At 66.6% G+C, this 26,674-nt stretch carries 27 protein-coding genes and 1 riboswitch; of the genes, 19 read left to right on the forward strand and 8 right to left on the reverse strand.

Annotated features, from left to right (window positions below; all coding sequences use genetic code 11):
- Nucleotides 1-60: 60 nt before the first annotated feature.
- The gene (locus AC57BR_RS24250) at nucleotides 61-1,449 is read right to left on the reverse strand and encodes a glucose-6-phosphate dehydrogenase (protein ID WP_496365156.1); all 1,389 of its coding nucleotides are present in this window, start codon (nucleotides 1,447-1,449) and stop codon (nucleotides 61-63) included.
- An 84-nt stretch (nucleotides 1,450-1,533) separates the two neighbouring features.
- Between AC57BR_RS24250 and ffh the strand changes: the two genes are divergently transcribed.
- Together ffh and AC57BR_RS24260 are read left to right on the forward strand one after the other, a co-directional pair.
- Nucleotides 1,534-3,114 carry a signal recognition particle protein gene (ffh, locus tag AC57BR_RS24255; protein ID WP_496365157.1) on the forward strand — a complete coding sequence of 527 codons (1,581 nt, stop codon included), beginning with the start codon at nucleotides 1,534-1,536 and terminating at the stop codon, nucleotides 3,112-3,114.
- Between the two features lie 56 nt (nucleotides 3,115-3,170).
- On the forward strand, nucleotides 3,171-3,905 hold the full coding sequence (locus tag AC57BR_RS24260) for an alpha/beta fold hydrolase (RefSeq protein ID WP_496365158.1): 735 nt from the start codon (nucleotides 3,171-3,173) through the stop codon (nucleotides 3,903-3,905).
- A 98-nt stretch (nucleotides 3,906-4,003) separates the two neighbouring features.
- Here AC57BR_RS24260 and thiC read toward each other — a convergent pair whose 3' ends face one another.
- A complete protein-coding gene (gene thiC, locus AC57BR_RS24265) occupies nucleotides 4,004-5,863 on the reverse strand; it encodes a phosphomethylpyrimidine synthase ThiC (protein ID WP_496365159.1) in 1,860 nt (619 codons plus the stop codon).
- Nucleotides 5,859-5,966: riboswitch (TPP riboswitch) on the reverse strand. It overlaps the preceding gene by 5 nt.
- Before the next feature lie 35 nt (nucleotides 5,967-6,001).
- On the opposite strand from thiC, the gene AC57BR_RS24270 reads away from it, so the two are divergent.
- From AC57BR_RS24270 to AC57BR_RS24350, 17 genes are all read left to right on the forward strand, one after another.
- Complete coding sequence (locus AC57BR_RS24270) at nucleotides 6,002-7,084, forward strand: amidohydrolase family protein (protein ID WP_496365160.1); 1,083 nt, start codon at nucleotides 6,002-6,004, stop codon at nucleotides 7,082-7,084.
- Between the two features lie 78 nt (nucleotides 7,085-7,162).
- Nucleotides 7,163-8,038 carry a VOC family protein gene (locus AC57BR_RS24275; RefSeq protein ID WP_496365161.1) on the forward strand — a complete coding sequence of 292 codons (876 nt, stop codon included), beginning with the start codon at nucleotides 7,163-7,165 and terminating at the stop codon, nucleotides 8,036-8,038.
- A gap of 100 nt (nucleotides 8,039-8,138) precedes the next feature.
- A complete protein-coding gene (locus AC57BR_RS24280; RefSeq protein ID WP_496365162.1) occupies nucleotides 8,139-8,573 on the forward strand; it encodes a hypothetical protein in 435 nt (144 codons plus the stop codon).
- 193 nt (nucleotides 8,574-8,766) lie between these two features.
- A complete protein-coding gene (gene rpsP, locus AC57BR_RS24285) occupies nucleotides 8,767-9,180 on the forward strand; it encodes a 30S ribosomal protein S16 (RefSeq protein ID WP_102972220.1) in 414 nt (137 codons plus the stop codon).
- A 1-nt stretch (nucleotide 9,181) separates the two neighbouring features.
- Complete coding sequence (locus AC57BR_RS24290; RefSeq protein ID WP_076802241.1) at nucleotides 9,182-9,424, forward strand: RNA-binding protein; 243 nt, start codon at nucleotides 9,182-9,184, stop codon at nucleotides 9,422-9,424.
- A 122-nt stretch (nucleotides 9,425-9,546) separates the two neighbouring features.
- Entirely contained in the window at nucleotides 9,547-10,128 is a 582-nt protein-coding gene (gene rimM / locus AC57BR_RS24295) for a ribosome maturation factor RimM (RefSeq protein ID WP_496365163.1), read from the forward strand.
- The gene (trmD, locus tag AC57BR_RS24300) at nucleotides 10,129-10,923 is read left to right on the forward strand and encodes a tRNA (guanosine(37)-N1)-methyltransferase TrmD (RefSeq protein WP_496365164.1); all 795 of its coding nucleotides are present in this window, start codon (nucleotides 10,129-10,131) and stop codon (nucleotides 10,921-10,923) included.
- A 267-nt stretch (nucleotides 10,924-11,190) separates the two neighbouring features.
- The gene (rplS, locus tag AC57BR_RS24305; RefSeq protein ID WP_056632605.1) at nucleotides 11,191-11,550 is read left to right on the forward strand and encodes a 50S ribosomal protein L19; all 360 of its coding nucleotides are present in this window, start codon (nucleotides 11,191-11,193) and stop codon (nucleotides 11,548-11,550) included.
- A gap of 85 nt (nucleotides 11,551-11,635) precedes the next feature.
- Nucleotides 11,636-12,316 carry a signal peptidase I gene (lepB, locus tag AC57BR_RS24310; RefSeq protein WP_496365165.1) on the forward strand — a complete coding sequence of 227 codons (681 nt, stop codon included), beginning with the start codon at nucleotides 11,636-11,638 and terminating at the stop codon, nucleotides 12,314-12,316.
- The gene (lepB, locus tag AC57BR_RS24315; RefSeq protein WP_496365166.1) at nucleotides 12,317-13,147 is read left to right on the forward strand and encodes a signal peptidase I; all 831 of its coding nucleotides are present in this window, start codon (nucleotides 12,317-12,319) and stop codon (nucleotides 13,145-13,147) included.
- A gap of 2 nt (nucleotides 13,148-13,149) precedes the next feature.
- The gene (gene rnhB / locus AC57BR_RS24320; RefSeq protein WP_496365167.1) at nucleotides 13,150-13,821 is read left to right on the forward strand and encodes a ribonuclease HII; all 672 of its coding nucleotides are present in this window, start codon (nucleotides 13,150-13,152) and stop codon (nucleotides 13,819-13,821) included.
- A gap of 54 nt (nucleotides 13,822-13,875) precedes the next feature.
- The gene (locus tag AC57BR_RS24325) at nucleotides 13,876-14,202 is read left to right on the forward strand and encodes a DUF2469 domain-containing protein (protein WP_003806068.1); all 327 of its coding nucleotides are present in this window, start codon (nucleotides 13,876-13,878) and stop codon (nucleotides 14,200-14,202) included.
- A 178-nt stretch (nucleotides 14,203-14,380) separates the two neighbouring features.
- The gene (locus tag AC57BR_RS24330; RefSeq protein ID WP_496365168.1) at nucleotides 14,381-14,737 is read left to right on the forward strand and encodes a YraN family protein; all 357 of its coding nucleotides are present in this window, start codon (nucleotides 14,381-14,383) and stop codon (nucleotides 14,735-14,737) included.
- Nucleotides 14,737-16,281 carry a YifB family Mg chelatase-like AAA ATPase gene (locus tag AC57BR_RS24335; RefSeq protein WP_496365169.1) on the forward strand — a complete coding sequence of 515 codons (1,545 nt, stop codon included), beginning with the start codon at nucleotides 14,737-14,739 and terminating at the stop codon, nucleotides 16,279-16,281. Before AC57BR_RS24330 ends, AC57BR_RS24335 begins: the two co-directional genes overlap by 1 nt.
- A gap of 11 nt (nucleotides 16,282-16,292) precedes the next feature.
- A complete protein-coding gene (gene dprA / locus AC57BR_RS24340; RefSeq protein ID WP_496365170.1) occupies nucleotides 16,293-17,477 on the forward strand; it encodes a DNA-processing protein DprA in 1,185 nt (394 codons plus the stop codon).
- Between the two features lie 127 nt (nucleotides 17,478-17,604).
- Entirely contained in the window at nucleotides 17,605-18,531 is a 927-nt protein-coding gene (locus AC57BR_RS24345) for a tyrosine recombinase XerC (RefSeq protein ID WP_496365171.1), read from the forward strand.
- 253 nt (nucleotides 18,532-18,784) lie between these two features.
- Complete coding sequence (locus AC57BR_RS24350) at nucleotides 18,785-19,288, forward strand: DUF3145 domain-containing protein (protein ID WP_003806074.1); 504 nt, start codon at nucleotides 18,785-18,787, stop codon at nucleotides 19,286-19,288.
- 132 nt (nucleotides 19,289-19,420) lie between these two features.
- On the opposite strand, the gene fabF is transcribed toward AC57BR_RS24350, so the two are convergent.
- From fabF to aceE, 6 genes are all read right to left on the reverse strand, one after another.
- Nucleotides 19,421-20,656 carry a beta-ketoacyl-ACP synthase II gene (fabF, locus tag AC57BR_RS24355; RefSeq protein WP_496365172.1) on the reverse strand — a complete coding sequence of 412 codons (1,236 nt, stop codon included), beginning with the start codon at nucleotides 20,654-20,656 and terminating at the stop codon, nucleotides 19,421-19,423.
- Nucleotides 20,657-20,858: 202 nt separating this feature from the next.
- Nucleotides 20,859-21,104 carry an acyl carrier protein gene (locus AC57BR_RS24360; RefSeq protein WP_003806076.1) on the reverse strand — a complete coding sequence of 82 codons (246 nt, stop codon included), beginning with the start codon at nucleotides 21,102-21,104 and terminating at the stop codon, nucleotides 20,859-20,861.
- An 81-nt stretch (nucleotides 21,105-21,185) separates the two neighbouring features.
- A complete protein-coding gene (locus AC57BR_RS24365; RefSeq protein WP_496365173.1) occupies nucleotides 21,186-22,250 on the reverse strand; it encodes a beta-ketoacyl-ACP synthase III in 1,065 nt (354 codons plus the stop codon).
- On the reverse strand, nucleotides 22,247-23,176 hold the full coding sequence (locus AC57BR_RS24370) for an ACP S-malonyltransferase (protein ID WP_496365174.1): 930 nt from the start codon (nucleotides 23,174-23,176) through the stop codon (nucleotides 22,247-22,249). Before AC57BR_RS24370 ends, AC57BR_RS24365 begins: the two co-directional genes overlap by 4 nt.
- Before the next feature lie 88 nt (nucleotides 23,177-23,264).
- Nucleotides 23,265-24,509: a PucR family transcriptional regulator gene (locus AC57BR_RS24375; protein ID WP_496365175.1), complete on the reverse strand. Its 1,245-nt coding sequence runs from the start codon at nucleotides 24,507-24,509 to the stop codon at nucleotides 23,265-23,267.
- A gap of 249 nt (nucleotides 24,510-24,758) precedes the next feature.
- Nucleotides 24,759-26,674: pyruvate dehydrogenase (acetyl-transferring), homodimeric type (gene aceE / locus AC57BR_RS24380; protein WP_496365176.1), on the reverse strand; the 1,916-nt coding region annotated here is incomplete at its 5' end.

Genomic DNA, 26,674 nt, shown 5'->3' on the forward strand with positions numbered 1-26,674 from the left:
CAGCAGCCCAACGCAGCGGGAGGGCCGGTCACCGAAACGGTGACCGGCCCTCTCCGCGCGTTAAGCCTCTTCCGGGGCGGCCCAGCCGGAACCCGCCCGGTATTCCTCCATCGGAACTTTGCCTGCTGCCCAGGCAGCCAGTACCGGCTCCACGATCCGCCAGCATTCCTCCGCGGTGTCGCCCCTTACTGAGAGCAGCGGGTCTCCGGTCAGGACGCCCTCCAGGACTTCGCCGTACGGCAACAGTTCGGAGGCGTTGAGTTCGGCCACAAGTGCGGCGCGGTCCAGGCTGAAGATGTCTCCGGGGCCGTTGACGTCGACGTCGAGTTCCAGGGTGTCGGGGCCGAAGCCGATCCGGAGCATGTTGGGGGCATCCCTGCCGGTGAAGCCTGCGGGCAGGTGCGGAACCGGCCGGAAGGTGACCACAGCCTCCTTGCGCTTGGTCCCGAGGGCCTTGCCGGAGCGCAGGATGAACGGCACGTCCTTCCAGCGCCAGTTGTCGATGTCCACGTGCACTTCGGCGAGGGTCTCGGTGTTCCGGTCCGGATCCACACCCTCCTCCGCGGTGTAATCGGGGACGTCCTTGCCGCCGAGGCTTCCCGCCAGGTAGCGCGCCCGCCGCGTGCTGTCCGTGTAGGGCGGTTTGATGCTGCTGGCCCTCAGGACCGCGGCAATGGCGTCGCGGAGGTCGCGCTCGCCGATGGTGGCCGGCGGCTCAATGGCCAGCAGCGCCATGATCTGCAGCAGGTGGCTCTGGATCATGTCGCGCAGTGCGCCCGCGCCGTCGTAGTAGCGCGCCCGGCCCTCCAGCGCCAGGTCCTCCTCGAAGATGATCTCCACCTTGGCGATGTGGTCGCGGCTCCAGACCGGCTCCAGGAAATTGTTGGCGAACCGGAGTCCCAGAATGTTCAGGACGGTGGCCTTGCCCAGGAAATGGTCCACCCGGTGGATGTGGTCCTCCGGGACCAGTGTCAGGAGGGTCTTGTTGAGTTCACGGGCGGACTCCTCGCCGGAGCCGAAGGGCTTTTCCATCACCAGCCGCGTGCCGGCGGGGACCTGATCCGGGCGCAGGATTTCGCAGGCCTTCTGGCTGACCTGCGGCGGCAGGGCGAAGTAGACAGCAACCGGGCCCTCGAGGTCGGCCAGGAGTTGCGCGAGCGGGCCGTCCGCGGTGACGTCGGCCTGATGGTATTCCGTGGACTTTGCCATGGCTGCCAGCGCGTCCTTGCCGGCGTCATCAGCCGTTTCGCTGGCAGCGTCAAAGGCGGCATGCACGCGTTCCTGCCACTGTTCCCGTGACCACGGATCCGAACCGGCCCCCGCGAGCTTCAGACCCGCGGCGCGGCCGGTGGCCACCAGCCTGGCCAGACCGGGGAGAAGAAGCCGGCCGGTGAGATCGCCGGAGGCACCGAGGATGAGCAGGGTTTTCACAGTCGTTTGGCTCGTCACCCTGTCAGCATGCCATCTTGAAGGCGTGTCTTGATACCCTAGATAGTCGAGTCCCGTACATCCACTGAAAGAAGTGCACGGCGCGTGTTCAATTCACTCTCTGACCGGTTGACAGCAACCTTCAAGAACCTTCGCGGCAAGGGCCGCCTCACCGAGGCAGACGTCGACGCCACAGTCCGCGAGATCCGGCGCGCCCTGCTGGATGCGGATGTTGCCGTGCCCGTGGTCCGGGAATTCACCGGGCAGGTGCGTGAGCGTGCGCTCGGCGCCGAAGTCTCCGGCGCCCTGAACCCCAGCCAGCAGATCGTGAAGATCGTCAACGAGGAGCTTGTTGAGATCCTCGGCGGCGAGACGCGGCGCATCCGGATGGCCAAGACCGGCCCCACCATCATCATGCTCGCCGGCCTCCAGGGCGCCGGCAAGACCACCCTGGCCGGAAAGCTCGCCAAGTGGATGAAGGCGCAGGGTCACAGCCCCATCCTGGTCGCCTGTGACCTCCAGCGACCCAACGCCGTGACGCAGCTGCAGGTTGTGGGCCAGCGCGCGGGCGTTCCCGTCTTCGCGCCGCACCCGGGCGCCACCTCCGAACTGGCCCACCCGGCCGGCGACCCCGTCGCCGTCGCACGCTCCGGCGTCGAGGAAGCACGCCAGAAGCTGCACGACGTCGTCATCGTGGACACCGCCGGCCGCCTCGGCGTCGACGCCGACATGATGGAGCAGGCGCGCCAGATCCGCCGGGCCATTGTCCCCAACGAAGTGCTCTTCGTGATCGACTCCATGATCGGCCAGGACGCCGTTAACACGGCCATGGCCTTTGATGAAGGCGTCAACTTCACCGGCATCGTGCTGTCAAAGCTCGACGGCGACGCGCGCGGCGGTGCCGCGCTGTCCGTTTCGTCGGTCACCGGCAAACCCGTCATGTTCGCCTCGACCGGTGAAAGCCTGGACGACTTCGAACTGTTCCACCCGGACCGGATGGCCTCGCGCATCCTGGACATGGGTGACGTCCTGTCCCTCATTGAGCAGGCTGAAAAGTCCTGGGACAAGGACGAAGCCGCCCGGATGGCGAAGAAGTTCGCCGACCAGGAGGATTTCACGCTGGATGACTTCCTCGCGCAGATGCAGCAGATCCGCAAAATGGGCTCCATGAAGAAGATGCTCATGATGATGCCCGGTGCGCAGAACATCCGGCAGCAGCTGGAGCAGTTCGACGAGCGCGAGATCGATCGGGTGGAGGCCATTGTCCGCTCGATGACCCCGCACGAGCGGGTGGCACCCAAGATCATCAACGGCTCCCGCCGGGCCCGCATCGCCCGCGGCTCCGGCGTGCACGTGTCCGAGGTCAACGGGCTGCTGGAACGCTTCGCCCAGGCCCAGAAGATGATGAAGAAGATGGCCCAGGGCGGCGGCATGCCGGGAATGCCCGGGATGCCCGGCATGGGGGCCGGCGGTGCCCGCAAGGGCGGCAAGAACGCGCCCAAGAAGAAGGCCCGTTCCGGCAACCCTGCCAAGGCGGCGCAGGAGCTTCGCGAAGCGGAAGCCCGGCGGGCCGGGGCATCCAAGGCGGTGCCCACAGGAGCAGCCTTCGGCCAGCAGTCGGGCGACTTCGATCCGTCCCAGCTGAACCTGCCCAAGGGCTTCGACAAGTTCATGGGCGGTAAATAGGGCGCACGGTCATGTCGGCCGGCGCCGATGTCAGACCGCTGCCATAAGGTTGGGTCATGTATAAGCAGCGGGTAGTCTTCGTCCACGGTGCCGGTAATTTCGGCTCCGCGGCGTGGCCGCGCCAGCACGGCATGGCCCTGCAGTACGACGCCCTGTTTCTGCGCCGCCACGGCTTTGACGCAGAGGCCGAACCCCTGGAGACCGACTTCGCCGAGGATGCCCGCATTGTGCTGCGGTCCCTGGCGGACGACGGGCGCGGGGCCGCCGGTGGACACGTAGTGGCTCATTCGCAGGGCGCCATCGCCGCGATGATGGCCGCCGTCGAACGCCCGGACCTGGTCTTCTCGCTGACGCTCGTGGAACCGGCCTGCCTGTCGCTCACCGCCGACTTGCCTGCCACCGCCGCGCACCGGGCCCTGATGGAGCCACTGTTCGACGTCAGGCACCAGCTCGGCGACGACGACTACGAACGTGAGTTTCTGCGCCGCGCCTTCGCCGCGGACACACCGGAGCCCAGTACCCCCGAGGCGAGGCGGGCTGCGCGCCGGCTGCGCCTGCAGGCACCGCCGTGGCAGGCGCCGCTGCAGATCGTGCCCGGTGTTCCCACCCTGGTCCTCACAGGCGGCTGGGAGCCCCTGTACGAGGAAATTGCCGGCTACCTGCGGGAGACGGGCGCCCTGCACCGCATCGCTGCGGGCGGGCACCGGCCCCACGACTCACCGGAAGGCGACCGCTACATCAGGTCGTTCATCGCCGAGGTCAGCCGGCGTCAGCATCCCCGCGCGTCCTGACGGACTGAGCATGCTGGAGAAAACGGCGTCCTGACGTACTTTCGGAACCCCGCCCGGCCGGCCCCCAATGCCGGCCGGACAGGTACCCCAAAGTGCCGCTAGTTGCGGGCTGACTCCGGCAGCCGCAGCTCGGGAAGGTACACCTTTCCGCCCGCAGCAAGAAATTCCTGGCTCTTCTCGCGCATGCCCTCCGCCATCTCGGCGAGGGCGGCCTGCGCCTCGGCGGAGCCGTACTCGTTCCGGATGTCCTGGCTGATCCTCATGGAGCAGAACTTGGGCCCGCACATCGAACAGAAATGCGCCGTCTTGGCAGGCTCCGCCGGCAACGTCTCGTCGTGGAAGGACTCGGCCGTCACCGGGTCCAGCGACAGCGCGAACTGGTCGCGCCACCGGAACTCGAACCGGGCCTTGGACAGTGCATCGTCCCGCTCGTTCGCGCCGGGGTGCCCCTTGGCAAGGTCGGCCGCGTGGGCGGCGATCTTGTAGGTGATGACGCCAGTCTTCACATCGTCCTTGTTCGGCAGGCCCAGGTGTTCCTTTGGGGTGACGTAGCACAGCATCGCCGTGCCGTAGCGGGCGATTTCGGTGGCGCCGATGGCCGAGGTGATGTGGTCGTAGCCGGGGGCCACATCCGTGACCAGGGGGCCCAGCGTGTAGAAGGGCGCACCCTTGCAAAGTTCCTGCTGGCGCTCGACGTTCTCCCGCACCAGGTGGAACGGGATGTGCCCCGGACCTTCCACCATGACCTGCACGTCGTACTCCCAGGCCCGCTGGGTCAGCTCAGCCAAGGTGTCCAGTTCGGCGAACTGCGCGGCGTCGTTGGCGTCCGCCGTCGCGCCCGGCCGAAGTCCGTCGCCGAGTGAGAACGCGACGTCGTACTTCGCGAAGATCTCGCACAGCTCATCAAAGTGGGTGTACAGGAAGTTTTCCTGGTGGTGGGCAAGGCACCAGCCGGCCATGATCGAGCCGCCGCGGGAAACAATGCCGGTTACGCGGTTCGCCGTGAGCGGCACGTACCGCAGCAGCACGCCGGCGTGGATGGTCATGTAGTCCACGCCCTGTTCGCACTGTTCGATGACGGTGTCGCGGAAGATTTCCCAGGTGAGGGCGTTCGCTTCGCCGTTGACCTTCTCCAGGGCCTGGTAGATCGGAACTGTGCCGATCGGCACGGGGGAGTTGCGGATGAGCCACTCACGCGTGGTGTGGATGTCGTCGCCCGTGGACAGGTCCATGACGGTGTCCGCGCCCCACTGGGTGGCCCACTGCAGCTTGTCCACCTCCTCCGCAATGGAGCTGGTGACGGCCGAGTTGCCGATGTTGGCGTTGATCTTCACCAGGAATGCCTTGCCGATGATCATCGGCTCGGATTCCGGGTGGTTGATGTTGGTGGGGATGATGGCCCGTCCGGCGGCGAGTTCGCTGCGGACCAGTTCCACATCGCAGTTTTCGCGGAGGGCCACGAAACGCATTTCGGGGGTGATGATGCCCTGCCGCGCATAGTGCATCTGCGTCACGGTCTTGCCTTCCGCCGCACGGCGGGGCACCGGCCTGGCGCCCTTCCATTCGGCGGAAGCCGCGCCGCGGCGCACGGCTGACTTGCCGTCGTCGAGCAGGTTCCGTTCACGTCCGTCGTACGTTTCCGTGTCCGCCCGGGCCGCAATCCATTCCGCACGGAACGGCGCCAGGCCCACCACCGGGTCGCTTCCCGGACCCGCCGTGCGGTAAACCCGCAGTGGATCGTTCTGCTCACCGTTCGGTGAAGGCTCCAAGGCGATTTCCGTTACCGGAACCCGCAGTCCGTCCCCCTCCAGATAAGCCAGCGAATGGGACTTCAGCGACTGCGTGACACGGCCGGCAGCATCACCGGCGGCTTCACTTTGGGCTGCATCAATCTGGGCTGCATCGTTTTGGCCTGCATCGTTTTGGGCAGGGCTCAGCTGTGATTTCTGGGTGCTCAATTTACTGCTCACTTCCTTCGCCGGCATTACCCGGACAGGTTCAACGGTCGCAGGCTGCACCAGCCTGATCTCAGCCCCTGCAGGGGCACCCGTGTGGTCGTAGACGAAGCTACCACAGCTTCGGCTTAGGCTGGAGTCATGGCTCACATCATCGAATTCAGCGGACCCGTGCTCACTGCTGCGGATGAGGAACGCCGAGGGCTCTGGGCCGTGGACGGGAAGCTGACGTTCAATTCTCCGGGTCAACAGCCGGACGCCGTCCTGGACGGCTGGGTCCTGCCTGGTTTCGTGGATGCCCACTGCCACATCGGGCTGGGCCCGGGCGGTCCCGTGGACGACGACGTGGCGTACAGCCAGGCCATGACGGACCGCAACGCCGGCACGCTCCTTGTCCGGGACGCCGGGGCCGCCAGCGACAACCGGTGGCTGCAGCAGAGGACCGACACGCCGCGAATCATCAGGGCGGGCCGGCATGTGGCCCGGTCCCGCCGGTACCTGAGGAACTTCGCGGTGGAAGTCGAGCCGGAGGGCCTCGTGGAGGCGGTGCGCAAGCAGGCGCGGGAAGGGGACGGCTGGGTCAAGCTGGTGGGGGACTGGATCGACCGGACCGCCGGCGACCTCGCGCCCTCGTTCCCAGCCGCGGCGGTGCGGGACGCCGTCGTGGCCGCCCACGACGAGGGGGCCAGGGTCACGGCGCATTGCTTCGGCGAGGACACCCTGGATGACATGCTGGACGCCGGCGTCGATTGCATCGAGCATGCCACGGGCCTGCTGCCCCGGCACATCCCGCGGTTCGTCGCGCAGCAGGTGCCGATTGTGCCGACACTTATCAACATCGCCACCTTCCCGGACATCGCCGACCAGGCCGAACCGAAGTTTCCGCGGTATGCGGAGCACATGCGCGCCCTGTGGGCCCGCCGTCGCGAGCGTGTTCTGGAGGCCTACGAGGCCGGCGTCGAAATTTACGCGGGAACCGATGCCGGCAGCGTGATCCGGCACGGCCGCATCGCAGACGAAATCCTCGAACTTCACGCCGCCGGGCTTCCGGCACCGGCTGCGCTTGACGCGGCATGCTGGCGTGCGCGCCGCTGGCTCGGGGCCGAAGGGCTGTCGGAAGGGGCGGCCGCGGACGTGGTGGTCTGCCGGGAGGACCCTCGTGCCGTGCCGGAGACCATCCGGAGCCTCACGAATGTGGTGCTCCGGGGAAAGATTGTGCATTAGGAATAAATTGAAGCTTCAAGTAATTTAGAGATGTAGAGGCTGCCGAAATCCGGTGGTCCGGACATTCGGGAGTTTTCAATGACAGCAGCTGACAGCAGCCAGGACTTGCTTCCTGCCGACCTCGCCATGGGCACCGTCATGCTCAAGGTGGGCGACATGAAGCTCATGACCGATTACTACCAGCGTGCCCTCGGCCTGGACGTCGTCGCCGAGCAGGATGGCGGCCTCTACCTCGGCCGGCTCAAGACGCCGCTGGTGCACCTTGCTCCCGCCCCGGGCCTCAATATTCCCGGCCGGGGCGAGGCCGGCCTCTTCCACACGGCGCTCCTGTTCCAGGATCAGTCCTCGCTGGCCGCCACCATTGCCAGCGCGGCCCAGTACGAGCCGCAGTCCTTCGTGGGCAGCGCCGACCACCTGGTGAGCGAGGCGTTCTATTTCACCGACCCTGAAGGCAACGGGATCGAACTCTACTGGGACCGTCCGCGCGAGGCGTGGTCCTGGGACGGCAAGAACGTGGTCATGGACAGCCTGGCGCTGCCGCCGCAGAAGTACCTCCAGGACCACCTCACGCAGGAGTCCGTGGAAGGCCAGCGCGGCACCGACGCAGGAGTGGGGCACGTCCACCTGCAGGTGGGCGACGTCCAGTCCGCCCATGACTTCTACGTCGGCACCCTGGGATTCGAAAAGACGGCCGGCTGGCATGGCCAGGCGCTCTTCGTGTCCGCCGGCGGCTACCACCACCACATGGCCATGAATGTCTGGAACAGCCGGGGCGCAGGCCCGCGCCGGGACACGCTGGGCCTCGGCGAGGTCCTCATCGAGGTTCCGTCGGGGGACGACGTCGGTGCCCTTGCTGACCGCCTCAAAGCCGCCGGAGTCGAATCGCACCACACCGGCTCCGAGCTGCGGTTCGAGGATCCGTGGCGCAACCGCCTCCGCGTCACCGTGCGCTAAGCCCGGCGGGCCCGGTTGGGTTAGGCTGACATTCGAAGAGAGCCCCGGCCGGCATCGCCGCTGCCGGGGCATGCACTGCCGACGGAATGAGGACGAATCCATGGGCTTTACCGAAGTGTTTGTCGCCACCCATAACGACGCCCTCAAGCGTGCAGAGGCGCTGGCAGGCGGCGCCGCTGCCGGAGACGGCATCCGGATTGCCGGCATCAGTGATTTTGAGATCGAGCAGCTCGGCGACCTCGCCGGTGCCGCGGTGCACGCCGCCGGCGCGGACTACGAGCTGGCAATGGTGGACGTGGCAAGCGATTCACTTCTGGGTGTGCCGGCGGCGATGGTCCGGGCGCTGGCCGAGCTCCTCACCTACGAATCCGAGGGTGAGGGCAACGTTTTGGATGAGGTGGCCGAGCGCTGGGCCGCCGAGGATGACATGCCTTTTGGCGCCGGGGAAGCCAAGAACTACGTCCAGCAGCTGGCAGTGCTCGCCGGCACCGTGGACGAAGGCAGCAGGACCGGTCTCTACGTCTGGTCTTCCTAGTACGCAATAAGCCTCAGTCCGCATGTCAAGTCGAAATAACGCGGGCGATCTGGCACAATAGTCAGGTACTCGATCTGCGTGGCCCCTCTCTCCACGTCCGGATCCTGTCCTTTTCGAACCCCCAAGTACGGCCCGCCCCACGGGTGCAGAACGCGGGTTCAACCCCGTTTCAGAAACAGGAGTGACCACAAAAGTGGCCGTAAAGATTCGCCTTAAGCGCTTCGGTAAGATGCGCGCACCGTACTACCGCATCGTTGTCGCCGATTCGCGCACCAAGCGTGATGGCCGTGCCATCGAAGAGATCGGCAAGTACCACCCCACCGAGGAGCCCTCATACATCGAGGTCAACTCCGAGCGTGCACAGTACTGGCTGTCCGTCGGCGCGCAGCCGTCGGAGCAGGTCGCCGCGATCCTGAAGATCACCGGTGACTGGCAGAAGTTCAAGGGTCTGCCGGGCCAGGAAGGCACCCTGAAGACCAAGGCCGACAAGGAAGCATTCGTTGCTCCGGAGAAGGGTTCCGTGATCATCCCGGAAGCCATCACCAAGAAGGCCAAGGCATCGGAAGCCCCCGCCGAGGCTGAAGCAGAGACCACCGAGGCTGAGTAAGTTGCTGGCAGAAGCGCTCGAACACCTCGTCCGCGGCATTGTCGACTCCCCTGAGGATGTCAAGGTCAGTGCCAAGAACAACCGCCGCGGGGATACCCTCGAGGTGCGCGTTCACCAGGAAGACCTCGGACGGGTAATCGGACGCCAGGGCCGCACCGCGCGTGCACTGCGCACGGTCGTGGCGGCGCTGGCAGATGGCGAGCAGGTCAGGGTCGACGTCGTCGACACCGACCGCCGCCGGTAACGCGCCTGCAACACTTGCCTTAAAGTCCGGCCCCTCCACCAGCTAACGGTGGAGGGGCCGGACTGCTTTGGGCCCTGACACCCAAAAATGTCCTAACCACGCAGTCCAAAACAGAGGAACACATGCAGCTTCAGGTGGCCCGTATCGGCAAGCCCCACGGAATCCGCGGCGAGGTGACCGTCCAGGTGCTCACCGACGCGCCCGAGGACCGGTTCGTTCCCGGCACCGAATTTGTGGTGGAACCCGCCTCCGCTGGGCCGCTCACCGTGCGCAGTGCCCGCTGGAACAAGGACATCCTCCTGCTTGGTTTTGAGGAGGTGGCCGACCGGAACCGCGCCGAGACGCTTCGCGGCGCCAAGCTGTTCATCGAAACCGAAGAACTCGACGAGGACGACGACGAGGGCTGGTATGAACACGAGCTCGTCGGCCTCGAGGCCCGCGTCGGCTCCCAGGCCGTAGGCAAGATCAGCGCCCTGAACACCATGCCCGTGCAGGACCTGCTCGTCGTCGAAACCCCGGACGGCAAGGAAATCCTCATCCCGTTCGTGGAACAGATCGTCCCCGAGGTGAACATCGCGGAAGGCTACATCCTGCTCACTCCGCCGGCGGGCCTGTTCGAGGTCAACGAGGAGGGCGCGGAGGACCCGGAGACCAGGGGCTCGGACTCCGCCGAGGATGAGGCTGAGCCGGAGGCCAAAGCCTAGATGAGAATCGACGTCGTCAGCATTTTTCCCGAGTACCTGGCACCGCTGGAACTGTCGCTCATCGGCAAGGCCCGCCAGGACGGGCTGCTGAACCTGAATGTGCACGACCTCCGCACTTTCACCACGGACCGCCACCGCACCGTGGACGACACGCCTTACGGCGGCGGCGCCGGCATGGTGATGAAGGCTGAACCGTGGGCCCAGGCGCTGGAGTCCGTGGCGGCTGCCCGGCCGTCCGGTGCATCCAAGCCCGTGCTGATCGTCCCGTCTCCGGCGGGGGAGCGCTTCAACCAGGCGCTGGCCTACGAGCTTGCCGGGGAAGAGCAGCTGGTGTTCGCCTGCGGGCGGTACGAGGGCATTGACGAGCGCGTCATCGAATGGGCCGAGGAGCACTTCACGGTCCGCCCGGTCAGCCTCGGCGACTACGTCCTCAACGGCGGGGAAGTGGCCGTCCTGGCCATGGTGGAAGCCATCGGCCGGCTGCTCCCCGGAGTGGTGGGAAACCCCGAATCGCTCGTGGAGGAGTCGCATTCGGACGGCCTGCTCGAGTACCCGGTCTACACCAAGCCGTCGGTCTGGCGCGACCGGGAGGTTCCGGCGGTCCTGCTCAGCGGCAACCACGGCAAGATCGCGCAGTGGCGCCGGCACGAACAATACCGCAGGACGGCGGAACGCCGTCCTGACCTGCTGCAGGCGTTCGACGCCGGGACCCTGCCCCGCGCGGACCGGACCGCCCTCTCGGACCTGGGGTACGACGTCGTGGACGGTCACCTCAGGCCCCGGCCGGAAGCCTGAGCCGTTCCCGATACCCAGGCGGCGCCCCATTTGGAACGGAACGTTCCATAATTAACCAATTCGTGCCAGATGTGGCAAAATTAGTCCTTGTGTCTGCTGGGTCCGCACCTGCCACAGGGGGAGCGTAACCAACAGCAAGGCACCCCGGTACCGCCAAAGGGTGGCGGGACCGGACCTCAACACTTCGGCAGCGATTCCCGGAAATATCCGGGCTTGGCCGCCGTGACCCAAAGTGGATGACCTGTGGCGTTCACCAGGAGTGGATCAATGCATATCCTCGATTCCGTAGATGCAGCCTCGCTGCGCACTGACGTTCCCGAGTTCCGCGCGGGTGACACCCTCAAGGTTCACGTGAACATCATCGAAGGCAAGAACTCCCGTGTCCAGGTATTCCAGGGCTTCGTCCTGGGTCGCCAGGGTGACGGCATCCGCGAAACCTTCACCGTCCGCAAGGTTTCCTTCGGCGTCGGTGTTGAGCGTACCTTCCCGGTGCACTCCCCGATCATCGACAAGATCGAGCTCGTCACCAAGGGTGACGTGCGCCGCGCCAAGCTTTACTACATGCGTGCACTGCGCGGTAAGGCTGCGAAGATCAAGGAAAAGCGCGACTTCAGCACCGCCAAGTAAGTCCTTACCGACTTTCACGGCGGGTCCCGAACCCGTATCCGGCCAGCGCCGGAGCCATCCGCAACAGCGCCACAGGATACGGATCATGGACCAGACAAAACGCCAGCCAGGGAAACCTGGCTGGCGTTTTGCGTTGCTGGCAGTCCTGGCGGCCGTCCTGGTCAGCGGGCTGATCCGCTCCCTGTGGCTGGACGTGTACTACATTCCCTCCGCCTCAATGGAGCCGCTGTTCGGCGCGGGTGACAGGATCCTGGTCTCCCGCACCGCCTTCCAATCCGAACCGATCCGCCGCGGCGACGTCGTCGTGTTCGACGGCCGGGGCTCGTTCGCCCCGCTGAATAGCGGGCAGGGTCCGCTGCAGGAAGCGGCGGCAGCGGCAGGCCACTGGCTGGGAGTGACCGGCAGTGATACTACATATGTAAAACGGGTCATCGGCCTTCCCGGCGACCACGTGGTCTGTTGCGACGCCGGTAGACGCCTCACAGTCAACGGTCAGCCGCTCGTGGAACCCTACCTGTATGACGGTGATGCTGCGAGCACCCAGAAGTTCGATGTGACTGTTCCCGAGGGCCGGCTGTGGCTGCTCGGGGACCACCGCTCCGTGTCGGCGGACTCGCGCAGCCTGCTGGGGGCGCCTGGCGGCGGCATGGTACGTGCGGACAGGGTGATCGGCAGGCCGCTACAGATTCTCTGGCCGCTTGATAGATTTGCGTCAGTGGCGCGGCCGCCGTTGGCGGCCATTTCAACAACAAAGGACGGACAATAGATGCCGGAAATCGATCCCGGGAACTCCGAACCGCAGCAGGCTGCTGCGAGGCCGGGACGGCATGCCGCCCAGGAGCCCGTTTCGGACGTGTCCGCCTCCGGCGGAACCGGACCCGGGTCACCTGTTCCTGCCGGCCCGCCCCGCCAGGAAAAGAGCCGTGCCCGCAACCCTTTCCTGCTGTGGCTGAAGGAAATCGCCACGGTGGTGGTGATCGCCGTCGTGCTGTCCTTCCTCATCAAAACCTTCCTGTTCCGGGCCTTCTACATTCCGTCCGAGTCGATGGTGAACACGCTGGACATCAACGACCGCATCTTCGTGAACCTCCTCGTGCCGGAGCCGTTCGCCCTGGAGCGCGGCGACGTCGTGGTCTTCAAGGACACCAAGGGCTGGCTGCCGCCCACACCGCAACAGGCCGACGGGCCGTTCAGCGTTGTGGAGGACGGGCTGACCTTCGTGGGCCTGCTGCCGGATACTTCCGAGCAGCACCTGGTCAAGCGGGTCATCGGGCTCCCCGGGGACCACGTCGTCTGCTGTGACGCCGGCGGCAAGATCAGCGTCAACGGTGCGGCGCTGGACGAGACATACGTCAATCCGGCCGAGGTTCCGGCAGTGCGCACCTTCGACGTCGTCGTGCCGCAGGGCAAAGTCTGGGTGATGGGCGATAACCGCAACCACTCGGCGGACTCCCGTGCCCACACCGACACCAACGGAGGCTTCGTGGACATCGCCGACATCGAAGGCAAGGCAGCGGTCATCGCCTGGCCGATGAACCGCTGGGCGGCCCTGGACAACTACCCCGGTGTCTTCAAGAATGTGCCGTCGGCAGGTTAGCCATGTCCGTTGCACCCACCCTTGACTACGAGAAGCGCTTCCGTCCCCGCGGGGCGCGGTTCCTGGCCGGCGTCGACGAGGTAGGCCGCGGCGCCCTCGCAGGGCCGGTGAGCGTGGGAATCGCCGTCGTGGACCTGCAGAACATGGAACTGCTCGCAGATGTCCGGGACAGCAAGCTGCTCAAGCCAGCGGACCGGGAACGGCTTGACCCGCTGGTGCGGGCCTGGAGCGTCGCCTCCGCCGTGGGACATGCCAGTGCGCGCGAAATCGATGAACTCGGCATCATGGGTGCCCTGCGGGCGGCCGGAAACAGGGCCTGGTTCGAGATCCTCGGTGCGGGCATCACGCCGGATGTCGTCCTGCTGGATGGGAGCCACAATTGGCTCTCTCCCGCCGTCCAGCCTTCACTGTTCGACGAAATCATCACCGACCCGGGCTGTGACGCGCCAGTCCACACCCTGGTCAAGGCCGACATGCAGTGCCTCAGCGTCGCGGCCGCGAGTGTCCTGGCCAAGGTCGAGCGTGACCGGCACATGCAGCAGCTCCACCTCGAGTACCCGGACTTCGGCTGGGACGTCAACAAGGGCTACGGCACGGCGGCACACCGGGAAGCGATCCGCACCCGCGGACCAAGCCCCTACCACCGGATCAGCTGGAACCTGCTGACGGAATAGTGCGGGGCGTCGTGCGGTGCGCGGGTTCCCGTCCGCATGGTGCAAGATGGAACCATGAGTGCCGAAGACCTTGAGAACTATGAAACCGATATGGAGCTCCAGCTCTACCGGGAGTACCGCGACGTCGTGGGTCTGTTCAGCTATGTGGTCGAGACCGAGCGGCGCTTCTACCTCGCCAACCACGTGGACCTGCAGGCGCGCAGCGCCGACGGCGAGGTCTACTTCGATCTCACGCTCCAGGATGCCTGGGTCTGGGACGTCTACCGTTCAGCGCGGTTCGTGAAGAGCGTCCGGGTCATCACGTTCAAGGACGTCAACGTCGAGGAACTGCCGCGTAACGAGGAACTCGCGCTGCCCAAGGACGTCGACCTCGGCAACTGAGGTTTATGCTTTCCTGCGTTTCTCAGCGCCTCCTGGGGGCGCGACTGTTCCTCCACACCCGCTGTTTTGCGGGCTCCCCGGCGGCCCTCCCCGTGCATCCCGCCGGTCTTTCCCACATAGCGTGACAGTGCCCTGTTCCGGGTAAGTCCGCCGCCGCAGTCTTGTTGCGGAGGTGGACATGAAAGCCAAGGACCTGCTGGGCCGGCGCGGGGAAGAACTCGCGGCGGAATACCTGGAATCGCTGGGGATGCTGATCGTGGAGCGCAACTGGCGCTGCCCGGACGGCGAAATCGACATCGTCGCACTGGACGGCGATGCCCTCGTCATCGCCGAGGTGAAGACGCGGCGTTCGCTCGCCTACGGTCACCCGTTTGAGGCGGTGGGCGCTGACAAGCTCGCCCGGCTGCACCGCCTGGGTTCGGCCTGGTGCCGGGACCATGGACTGCGCTTACCGCTGCACCGGGTGGACGTCATTGCCGTGCTGGACGACGGCGTTGGCAAACCCACCGTTGAGCACCTCAAGGAGGTGCTGTGATGGCGCTGGGGAGAGCCTATTCGGTGGCCCTCGTCGGCCTCAACGGCTACATCGTGGAGGTCGAGGCCGACATCGGCCAGACACTGCCGGCCTTTGTGCTTCTTGGCCTCCCGGACGCCTCCCTCAACGAAGCCAGGGACCGCATCCGCTCTGCGGCGCAGAACTCCGGAATTCCGCTGAGCCGGCGGAAGATCACCGCCAACCTCATTCCGGCGTCCCTGCCCAAGCGCGGTTCCGGCTTCGACCTTGCCATCGCGATGTCGGTGCTGCGTGCCGCGGAGGACATCAGGCCCACCGGGCGGACCGTCTTCATCGCCGAGCTGGGACTCGACGGACGCCTCCGGCCCGTCCGCGGCATACTTCCGGCAGTGATGTCCGCGGTGCAGGCCGGGTTCCAGGACATCGTGGTGGCCCAGGCGAATGCGGCAGAGGCCGAACTCGTCCCCGGTGCCAGGGTCCGCGGCTACCGGACCCTGGCACGGCTGGTATTCGATTTTGGCGCTGACCCGCAGGAACTTGTCCTCGACTTCGCACCGGAGGACGAACCAGCCGGGACTGAGCCTGTCTCCGTGGACGCGCCCGTCCCGGACATGTGTGACGTGTCCGGCCAGGCGGAGTCACGCCGTGCCTTGGAGGTGGCCGCCGCCGGCGCCCACCACCTGCTGCTGACCGGCCCGCCCGGCGCCGGCAAGACAATGCTGGCCGAGCGGCTTCCCGGCCTTCTGCCCGATCTGCGGGACACGGAGGCGATGGAGGTGACGGCCATCCACTCCCTGTGCCAACTCCCCGCATCCGGGGTGCAGCTGGTCCGGCGGCCGCCCTTCGAGAATCCGCACCACACCGCCACGGCCGCCGCGATCATCGGCGGCGGGTCGGGCCTGCCGCGTCCCGGAGCCGCGTCGCGGGCGCACCGCGGAATCTTGTTCCTTGACGAGGCGCCCGAATACGAACGCAGGGTCCTGGATGCACTCAGGCAGCCGCTTGAGAGCGGCGAGCTGGTCATCCACCGCTCGGCCGGAGCAGCGGCCTACCCCGCGCGGTTCCAGCTGGTGCTGGCAGCCAACCCGTGTCCGTGCGGCAAGGCCTCGGGGAAGGGCATCGAATGCACCTGCACCCCCTTCATGCGGCGCCGCTACATGTCGCGCATGTCCGGGCCGCTCCTGGACCGCGTGGACATCCAGCTGCAGGTGGACCGCGTGTCGCTGGCGGACTTTGGCCAGTCCGGGGGAGCGGAGGACAGTGCAACGGTCGGTGTCCGCGTCCTGGCTGCCCGGGCCCGCCAGCTGCAGCGGCTTCAGCCCTGGGGCATGGAAACGAATTCCCAGGTCCCCGGGCGCATCCTGCGCAGCGAGCTGAAACTGGCGGCCGCCACCACCCGGATCCTGGACCATGCACTGGAACGGGGCGTACTCACGGCCAGGGGCTATGACCGTGTCCTCCGCCTCGCCTGGACTTTGGCCGACCTTGGTGGCCGGGAGCAGCCGGACGGGAACGACATCGGACAGGCCCTGAGCCTTCGCCAGACCGCTTCGGCAGCGGCGTGAAAGGAACCCACATGCACAACGAGAGAGTTGCCCGTGCCGCACTGTCGAGGCTGATGGAGCCACAAGACGTCGCGGGCCTGGCCCTGGTGCACGTTGCCGGGGCCGAGGACGCCCTGAGGATAGCCACCGGCGAGGTCAGTTACGGGCCGGGGCTGGAACAGGACATCACCGGGCTGCTGGCAGAGCACAGCTCGGTGAACTCCTGGGCCGGCCTCGGTGCCGCGCTGAAGCGCTGGGCGCCGAGAATTCCCGACCTCGCCCCGGAGCGCGACCTGGCCACGTTGCAGCGCCTGGGCGGCCGGATGATCATCCCGACGGACGGGCTGTGGCCGCGCCAACTGGACGACCTTGGCCTGCACCAGCCGATCTGCCTTTGGTGGCGGGGCGTTGAGCTCGAACTTCCGCCGGCGGCCAAGGCGGTGGCCCTGGTGGGCTCGCGGGACAGCACCAGCTATGGCGCATCAGTCACCGGTGATCTGGCCTACTCGCTGGCGCAGCGGGGATTTACGGTGGTATCAGGCGGCGCGTACGGGATTGATGCCCACGCGCACCGGGCAGCCCTGGCCGGGGGCTCCGGTGCCATGCCGACTATCGCCGTCATGGCGGGTGGCGTGGACCGCTTCTATCCGTCCGGAAACGAGGATCTCCTGCGCGCTGTAGCCAACCAGGGTGCCGTACTTGCCGAAGTTCCGCCAGGGTCTGCCCCCACCCGCTACCGGTTCCTTCAGCGAAACCGGCTGATCGCTGCCCTCGCGTCCGTCACAGTAGTGGTGGAGGCCAGGTGGCGGTCCGGAGCCCTGAACACCGCCCATCACGCGGAAACCCTGGGCCGTGCGGTCGGAGCCGTTCCCGGCTCGGTCCACAGCGCCAACTCGGCTGGGTGCCACCGGCTGCTGCGCGACGGCGGCGCCGTCTGTGTCACGGATGCCGGGGAGGTCGCCGAGCTTGCGTCGCCCAGCGGCCAGTCCCTGCCCGACGAGAAGAGCGGCCAGTCAGCCGACCACGACGGCCTGACACTTGAGGACCTGATCCTGCTGGATGCCCTCCCGCTGCGGTCTGCCAGCTCCGTCGAAAAACTCTGCAGCGTGGCCGGCATGGGCGCAGAATCCGTGCGCGCGGGCCTTGGCAGGCTTGCCCTGCTGGGACTGGCCATATCCGAGAAGGGAGGCTGGAAGCGCTCCAAGCAATCAACATAGGTCTGCCGCCCGGCGACGTCCCCCTCGCCGGGCGGCTCGCCGTGCAGTTCCATGATTAGGCCCTGCAGTTCACCGATTAGGCCGTGCCGTTCCCCGATTCTGTGCCAAATGCTGGGACAGTGGGGGAGTGGAGAAACAGGAACTGCCGGCTGCCCTCGCCCGGGCCGTCACGGGTTTCGAACGGTACCTGACGGGTGAGCGGGCCCGGTCCGAACACACGGTGCGCGCATATCTGTCCGACGTCTCCAGCCTGCTGGGCTATGCGGCCGGTGAAGGAGTCACCGACCCCGCGGGGCTCGAACTGGGTACCCTCCGGCGATGGCTCGGCAGCCAGAGCGAAGCCGGCGCGTCCCGTTCCACGCTTGCCCGCCGTGCCGCCACAGCGCGGAGTTTCACCGCCTGGGCGCTGCGGGAAGAACTGATCCAAACCGATCCCGCCCTGCGCCTGCAGGCCCCCAAGCGCGACGGTTCCCTGCCGGGCGTGTTGCAGCAGCAGCAGCTGGCCCGGCTGCTGGCCGATCTCAACGAGGCGGCCAAACACGGTGATCCCATGGCCCTGCGCAATCGGGCCATGGTTGAGCTGCTCTACGCCACAGGTGTCCGGGTCGGTGAGCTGGCGGGTCTGGACGTCGATGACCTCGATCCGGACCGCAGAACTCTGCGCGTGCTCGGCAAAGGCAACAAGGAACGGACGGTGCCCTACGGGCTCCCGGCTGCGCTCGCCGTCGACGACTGGCTGCGCCGCGGGCGGGGAAAGCTCGCCGCCGCAGACAGCGGACCGGCACTGTTCCTCGGCGCGCGCGGCCGCCGCGTGGACCAGCGCCAGGTCCGCAGTGTGGTGAAGGGACTGTTCGAAGCACTAGGCGATACGTCCGCCACAGGCCCGCATGCGCTGCGGCATACCGCCGCGACGCATCTGCTCGACGGCGGGGCAGACCTCCGGGCGGTCCAGGAAATACTCGGTCACAGCAGCCTCGCCACCACCCAGATCTATACCCATGTATCCGTAGACCGCCTGCGGAAAAGCTATCAGCAGGCCCACCCTCGTGCCTAGGCCGTTTCTTCGGCGCGTCTTCTACACCACGCCGAATTGCACTGGCGTAATTAGACGGCGTACGGCACAATAAGATCCAAGTTCGGCAACTTTCAAGTTGTGCTTGAAGCACTGTCTCCAGGCGCCTCTTGTCAGTCCGGCAAGTAATTTCATAGATTGGCAGGAATCACCGGCACCACGGGGCGCCCGGAGCAGCACATATCCATCCATGCAGGTCGTTGGGGAAGACGTACCTACAGCTATGGAGGATGGAATGTCTGTTGCAATGACCCGCGGTGTGCTGTTTATTCACTCGGCCCCTACCGCACTGTGCCCTCATGTTGAGTGGGCCATCGGATCCGTCGTGGACAAGCGAACGGATCTGGAATGGACCCCTCAGCCCGCCGCGCCAGGAATGTTCCGCTCGGAACTGTCCTGGACGGGCGCGCAGGGGACAGGTGCGCAGCTCGCGTCTGCCCTCCGGGGCTGGGCACACCTGCGCTTCGAGGTCACCGAAGAACCCAGCCAGGGCGTGGACGGCGGACGCTGGTCCCACACACCTGAGCTGGGCATCTTCCATGCCGTGACGGACGTCCACGGCAACATCATGGTGTCAGAGGACCGCATCCGCTACGCCTATGAGGCCGGCGCCGGCGACCCCTCCGCCGTCTACCACGAACTCTCGCTTGCCCTCGGCGAAGCCTGGGACGAGGAGCTGGAACCCTTCAGGCATGCCGCCGAAGGCGCGCCGGTGCGCTGGCTGCACCAGGTCGGCTAACGAGCAAAGTATTCGAGTCGCCTGCCCGGCTGACGCGCGGGGCGGATGACGCGCGAACCGCAGCAATACCCCATAGCAACGAAGAAGCCCCCACCAACCGGCGGGGGCTTCTTCAGCGTTCATTCAGGGCAATCAGACGCTGCGGATGGCTACGACGGCGTTGTGTCCGCCGAAGCCGAACGAGTTGCTCAGCGCCACGATGTCGCCGGCCGGCAGGGCGCGGGCGGAGGTCACGACGTCGAGCGGGATCTCCGGATCCTGGTTCTCGAGGTTGATGGTGAGGGGAGCCTTGCGTTCGTGGACAGCCAGAACGGTGAGGACGGCCTCGACGGCGCCGGACGCGCCGAGCAGATGGCCCATCTGCGACTTGGTGGCCGAGACGGCAACGTTCTCGACGTGGTTGCCGAGCGCCGCCTTCAGCGCCGTGTACTCCGGCTTGTCACCGACCGGCGTCGACGTTGCGTGGGCGTTGACGTGGACCACGTCCTCCGCCTGGATGCGGCCGTCGAACATGGCTGCCTTGAGCGCGCGGGTGGCACCCAGGCCCTGGGGGTCCGGGGCCGTGATGTGGTACGCGTCTGCTGTCACGGAGGTGCCGGCGAGCTCGCCGTAGATCCGCGCGCCGCGGGCGAGTGCGTGCTCCTCGGCTTCCAGCACCAGCGCGCCGGCGCCTTCGCCCATGACGAAGCCGTCACGGTCCAGATCGTAGGGGCGCGAGGCGTGCTCGGGATCATCGTTGCGGCGGGACAGTGCCTGCATCGAGGAAAACGCTGCCAGCGGCATCGGGTGAATGGCGGCTTCGGCGCCGCCGCACATGACGACGTCGGCCTTGCCGGAGCGGATCAGGTCCAGTCCGAGGTGCATGGCTTCGGTGCCCGAAGCGCAAGCGGACACCGGAGTGTGCGCACCGGCGCGGGCGCCCAGGTCCAGGCTCACAGCGGCGGCCACGCCGTTGGGCATGAGCATTGGAACGGTCATGGGCAGGACGCGGCGGGGGCCTTTCTCCTTCAGCGTGTCCCACGCATCCAGGAGCGTCCAGACACCGCCGATGCCGGTGGCGAACGCCACGGCCAGCCGGTCATGGTCGATTTCGGTGATGCCGGAGTCGGCCCATGCCTCGCGTGCGGCGATGACGCCGAACTGGGTTGACGGGTCCATGCGCTTGGCCTCGACCCGGCTCAGGACGTCGAGGGCGGGTGTGGAACACCGTGCGGCGAAGTGGACCGGCAGTTCGTATTTGGCAACCCACTCATCCTCAAGGGTGTGGGCTCCCGAAACCCCCTTCAGCGCGTTCTGCCACATCGTGGGTACGTCGCCGCCGATGGGCGTGGTGGCACCCAGACCTGTAATGACTACTTTGCGTGTCATGGGATCACTCTCTGTCGGTGCGCCTGCCGTGTCCTGTGCTGCTGGCCGGAGGCCGGAGTGGGGTGGCGTGCGGGGGGAAATCTGCAAAAACATTCAGGGGTGGTGCACCGGCTGGCCGGTCCCGGAAAGGTCCGGGCCGGCCAGCCGGGTTCAGCCGGCTGGAGCCTGTAAAGGCTGAAGCCAATGAAGGCTGGAGTACTACTTACGCCTGGGCGTTGGAGATGAAGTCCACGGCGTCGCCGACGGTCTTGAGGTTCTTGACCTCTTCGTCCGGGATGCGGACGCCGAACTTCTCTTCGGCGTTGACGACGATGGTCATCATGGAGATGGAGTCGATGTCCAGGTCCTCGGTGAAGGACTTGTCCAGCTCGACGGCCTCGGGGGCCAGGCCGGTCTCTTCGTTGACGATTTCAGCCAGTCCGGCCAGGATCTCTTCGTTGCTAGCCATTGATGGCTCCTTTTCTTGTTATTGCCGGCAGGGGATGCCGGAAATGGGCAAACCGCGGTTGCGGCTTGGTTATCGGAATTGCTACGGAAGGACAACAACCTGGGCGCCGAAGACCAGTCCGGCACCGAAGCCAATCTGCAGGGCCAGTCCGCCGCTCAGTGCGGGGTTTTCCTGGAGCAGGCGGTGCGTGGCCAGCGGGATGGAGGCCGCCGAGGTGTTGCCGGCCTCGGCGATGTCCCGGGCCACGGTGACGGTCTCGGGCAGCTTCAGCTTCTTGACCATCTCATCGATGATCCGCATGTTGGCCTGATGCGGAATGAAGGCCACCAGGTCCTCGGCCTGGACGCCGGCGGCGTCCAGCGCCTGCTGGGCAACCTTCGCCATCTCCCAGACCGCCCAGCGGAACACCGTCTGGCCGTCCTGGCGGAGGGTCGGGTAGAGCTCCTGCGCCTCTTCGAGGAGCGCGAGGTCGCCGGTGGAGTCGGAGCGGCGTGCCGCCAGGCCGAGATCGCGGACGTCCAGCATGGAGCGGGTCATGCCGATGGCATCCCACTTGCTGCCGTCCGATCCCCACACCGACGGCGCGATGCCGGGGGTGTCCGACGGGCCGATGACCACGGCGCCGGCGCCGTCGCCGAGCAGGAACGAGATGGTGCGTTCGCGGTTGTCGATGACGTCAGAGAGCTTTTCCGCGCCGACAACGAGGACGTAGGTGGCGGCCCCCGAACGGACGAGCGCGTCGCCCTGGGCTATGCCGTAGCAGTAGCCGGCGCAGGCCGCGGAGATGTCAAAGGCAGGGGCCGGCGTGGCGCCCAGCCGATCGGCGAGGCTCGCGGCGGCCGACGGCGTGGCGTACGGGTGGGTCACCGTGGAGACGATGACGGCGCCAAGCTGGGATGCCTCGATGCCTGCCTTCTGCATGGCCTCACGGGCGGCGCCCTCGGCCATGTCGATCACGCTGACGTCGGCGGGTGCCCGGTGGCGGGTGACGATGCCGGTGCGCTGGCGGATCCACTCGTCCGAGGAATCGATCCACTGGCACACGTCCTCATTGGTGACCAGGACGTCGGGGCGGTAAGCGCCGAGGCCCAGGATCCGGGTGTGCTCGTTAGTCGGGGTCTGCTTCAGTACCGGCGTGCTGCTCATGCCTGTCCTTCCAGTTCTGCGAAGAGTGCAAGGGCCGCGGACAGGTCGTCCGGCGTTTTGACAGCAACGGTCTTGACGCCCGGCATGCCCCGTTTGGCCAGTCCGGCCAGGGTGCCCGCCGGAGCGAGTTCGATGACGCCAGTGACTCCGCGGTTCACGAGTGACTCCATGCAGAGGTCCCAGCGGACCGGCCGCGAGACCTGGGCGATCAGGCTGTCGACGGCGGCGGTGCCCGCCGTGACCTCCTGGCCGTCGAAGTTGGACAGCAGCGGCACGGCAGGTGCCTGCGGCTGCAGTTCCGGGCGGAGCGCCTCAAGTGCGCTCACCGCGGGAGCCATGTGTGAGGTGTGGAATGCCCCGGCGACCTTCAGCGGGATCACGCGCGCCTTGGCCGGCGGATTCTCGGCCAGGGCCTTGAGCTGGTCGAACGTGCCCGCGGCGACTGTCTGGCCCGCTCCGTTGACATTTGCGGGCGTTGCACCGGCGGCCTCGATGGCGGCCAGGACCTCGGCGGGGTCGCCACCCACCACGGCGCTCATGCCCGTGGGCGTGACCGCAGCTGCGGCGGCCATGCTGTTGGCGCGTTCGCGCACGAACGTCATGGCTTCCTTTTCGGTGAGCACGCCGGCCAGCGCGGACGCCGTGATCTCGCCCACCGAGTGCCCGGCCAGGATGACCGGCAGCGTGCTGAGTTCGACGTCGAACAGCGACTTGGCGGCGACCAGTCCGGCCGCGACAATCAGCGGCTGCGCGACGGCGGTGTCTTTGATGGTTTCCTCGTCAGAGGTGGTCCCGTGCGCAGTGAGGTCGATGCCTGCAATTTCGCTCAGGGAGGCCAGATGGCCTGCTACGGAGGGCAGTTCCAGCCAAGGGGCCAAGAAACCAGGGGTCTGTGAGCCCTGTCCAGGGCAGACGATTGCAAGCACGTATCCAGCTTTCCAAATTACCGGGTGATCCATTGGTGTTTCCGTACACCAAGCTCAGGAGGTCAGGTTGTAGGAAGTCTACAACGGTTCAATTCGTGTTCCGCACGGCAACACGCTCGACGGCGGGCTTCGGCGGAGTGGAAAGCCGTCCCACCACAAGGGCTGCCTGGAGCACAAAAGCCTCGCGCGGGAGCAGCGGATCCCAGCCTGTCACATCACAAACCCGCTTGAGACGGTACCGCACCGTGTTGGCATGGACGAAGAGTTCCCGTGCCGTCGCCTCGAGTGAATGCCCCAGCTCCAGGTACGTGCCGAGCGTTTCCACCAGCCCGTTCGACGCCGCGAGCAGCGGCCGGTAGATGTTTTTCACCAGCGACCGCCGGGCGGCATCGTCCCCGGAGATGACCCGCTCCGGCAGGAGATCGTCGGCTGCCACCGGGCGCGGAGCGGCGGGCCATGCCCGGGCGGCAGTGAGGCCGGCGAAGGCAGACTGCGCCGAGCCGCTGGCTTCCAGCAGGGAGCTGGCTTCCGCTCCGTAAACCACCGGGCCGGGCGCGAACATGTCGCTGAGCTTCACATACGCGGTTTCCCGGTCGTGCACGCCGCCCAGGATCAGGATGAGGCGGTCGCCCTGGATCCCCACGAGGGCATCCTCCGCGTACCGGCCGGCCATGCGGCGCAGTTCGCTGACGTAGCTGGCGCTGGGCTCCGACGGCGAGTTCCCCACCATCACAGTGAAGCGTTCCTGCGCCTTCCAGCCGAGCGCCGCGATCCTGGAGCGCAGCGCGTCAGTGTTTTCGCCGCGCAGGATGGCGTCCACAATCAGGGCTTCGAGCCGCGTGTCCCAGGATCCCCGGGATTCCGCGGCCCGGGCGTACACGTCGGCCGCGGCAAAAGCCACTTCCCGCGAGTACCGGAGGACTGCTTCGCGCAGGGAGGGCTGGTCCGCTTCGGGCGCGATGACGGGAACCTGGTCCTCCACCACTTCCACGACGATCCGGATGAGCTGGAGCGCCTTCTGGAGGCTGATGGACCGGGTCAGTTCCGTCGGAGCGGTGCCGAAAACATCGGACAGGATCCAGGACGGGGAGCTGGGGCGCTCATACCAGGTGACGAACGCCGCGATGCCGTTCTGCGCCACGAGGCCCAGCGCGGAGCGCTCGTCCGAGCTGAGCCGGCTGTACCACGGCAGGGATTTTTCCAGCTGGCGCATGGTGGTGGTGGACAGCTGACCGACGCTGGCCCTGAGCTTTTTCAGGGTCTCCGTCTTCTCCGGACTCATGGTCCGGGAGGACGGTTTGCGCGGTGCAGGGGCGGGGGACGGCTCGGGCATAATTCGAGCATACGGTGCCTGCGGGGCAAGCTCCATTTTGTGCAAAGGCTACAACTACCGTTGTGCTGTGTCACAGCCCGCCCGGCGCTTCCCGAAGTACCGCTGAAGTACCGCAAACGACGACGGCGGCCCCCACCGTGGGTGGGGACCGCCGTCGTTCGTTTTCGCGCTTCCGAGTTTTTGTACAGTTGTCGCGACTTCAAAGGCCTTTTGGGGCCATTATCTGTACAAAAACTCCTCGTGAGGTGGTTAGGACTCGCCTCCGGCGTTGCCCGTGGTACCGGCGTTCACGTTGAGCAGACGGTACTTCTCGATCGCCTGCGCCGGTGCCTGTGCGTCAACCTCACCCTTGGCTGCAAGCAGCTGCAGGGTCTTCACAACGACGGAGTGGATGTCGTTTTTGAAGTAGCGGCGGGCGGCGGCGCGGGTGTCGGAGAAGCCGAAGCCGTCGGCGCCGAGGGTGGCGAAGTCGTTCGGGATGAACTGCCGGATCTGGTCCGGGACGGCCTTCATGTAGTCCGAGACGGCGACGACGGGGCCTTGGGCATCCGCCAGTTGCTGCGCGACAAATGGACTCCGGGCGTCCTTGCCGGGGTTGAGGAAGGCTTCCTCTTCGGCGGCGAGGCCGTCGCGGCGCAGTTCGTTCCAGGAGGTGACGGACCAGACGTCGGCGGAGACGCCCCAGTCCTCGGCGAGGATCCGCTGGGCTTCCAGGGCCCAGGGGACGGAGACGCCGGAGGCGAGGATCTGGCTCTTGGGGCCTTCGGTGGTGGAGGCTGCGAGCTTGTAGATGCCCTTGAGGACGCCTTCGACGTCGAGGTTCTCCGGTTCGGCGGGCTGGATGATGGGCTCGTTGTAGACCGTGAGGTAGTACATCAGGTTACGGTCGGTCGAGTCGTGCCCGTACATGCGTTCGAGGCCGTCGCGGACGATGTGGCCCATTTCGTAGCCGTAGGCGGGGTCGTAGGTGACCACGGCGGGGTTGGTGGAGGCCAGCAGGGGGGAGTGTCCGTCGGCGTGCTGGAGGCCTTCGCCGGTGAGGGTGGTCCGTCCTGCGGTGGCGCCGATGATGAAGCCGCGGGTCATCTGGTCGGCGGCGGCCCAGAAGGCGTCGCCGGTGCGCTGGAAGCCGAACATGGAGTAGAACACGTAGACCGGGACCAGGGGTACGCCGTGGGTGGCGTAGGCGGTGCCGGCGGCGGTGAAGGCTGCCACGGCGCCGGCTTCGTTGATGCCGGGGTGGATCAGCTGTCCCTGCGCGGATTCCTTGTAGGCCAAGACCAGGTCCCGGTCCACGGACAGGTAGTTCTGGCCCTTGGGGTTATAGATCTTCGCCGTCGGGAAGAACGCGTCCATGCCAAACGTGCGAGCCTCATCCGGGATGATCGGCGCGATGTGCTTGCCGAAGTTCTTGTCCCGCATCAGGTCCTTGAGCAGGCGGACGAACGCCATGGTGGTGGCGGCCTGCTGCTTGCCCGAACCGCGCTTGGCCACCTCGTAGGTCTTCGCTTCGGGCAGCTCGATGTCCGAGTGCTTCGAACGCCGTTCCGGAACGGAACCGCCCAGGGCCGCGCGGCGCTCGAGCAGGTACTTGATTTCCGGCGCGTCCGTGCCCGGGTGGTAGTACGGCGGCCGGTACGGGTCCTTCTCCAGCTGCTCATCCGTGACCGGAATCCGCAGGTGGTCGCGGAACTTCTTCAGGTCGTCGAGGGTGAGTTTTTTCATCTGGTGGGTGGCGTTGCGGCCTTCGAAGTGCGGTCCGAGGCCGTAGCCCTTGACCGTTTTGGCCAGGATCACGGTGGGTTTGCCCTTGAATTCGGTCGCGGCCTTGTACGCGGCGTAGACCTTGCGGTAGTCGTGGCCGCCGCGCTTGAGGTTCCAGATCTCGTCATCGGTCAGGTCAGCGACGAGGTCCTTGGTCTGCGGGGTTTTGCCGAAGAAGTGTTCGCGGACGAACCCGCCGGACTCGGCCTTGTAGGTCTGGTAGTCCCCGTCCGGGGTTTCGTTCATGATCTGCACCAGCGACCCGTCCGTGTCGCGGGTCAGCAGGTCATCCCATTCCCGGCCCCAGACGACCTTGATCACGTTCCAGCCCGCGCCGCGGAAGAACGCCTCGAGTTCCTGCATGATCTTGCCGTTGCCGCGCACCGGGCCGTCCAGGCGCT

The organism is Arthrobacter sp. BGA-UO-ETr-C19 (assembly GCF_059568005.1).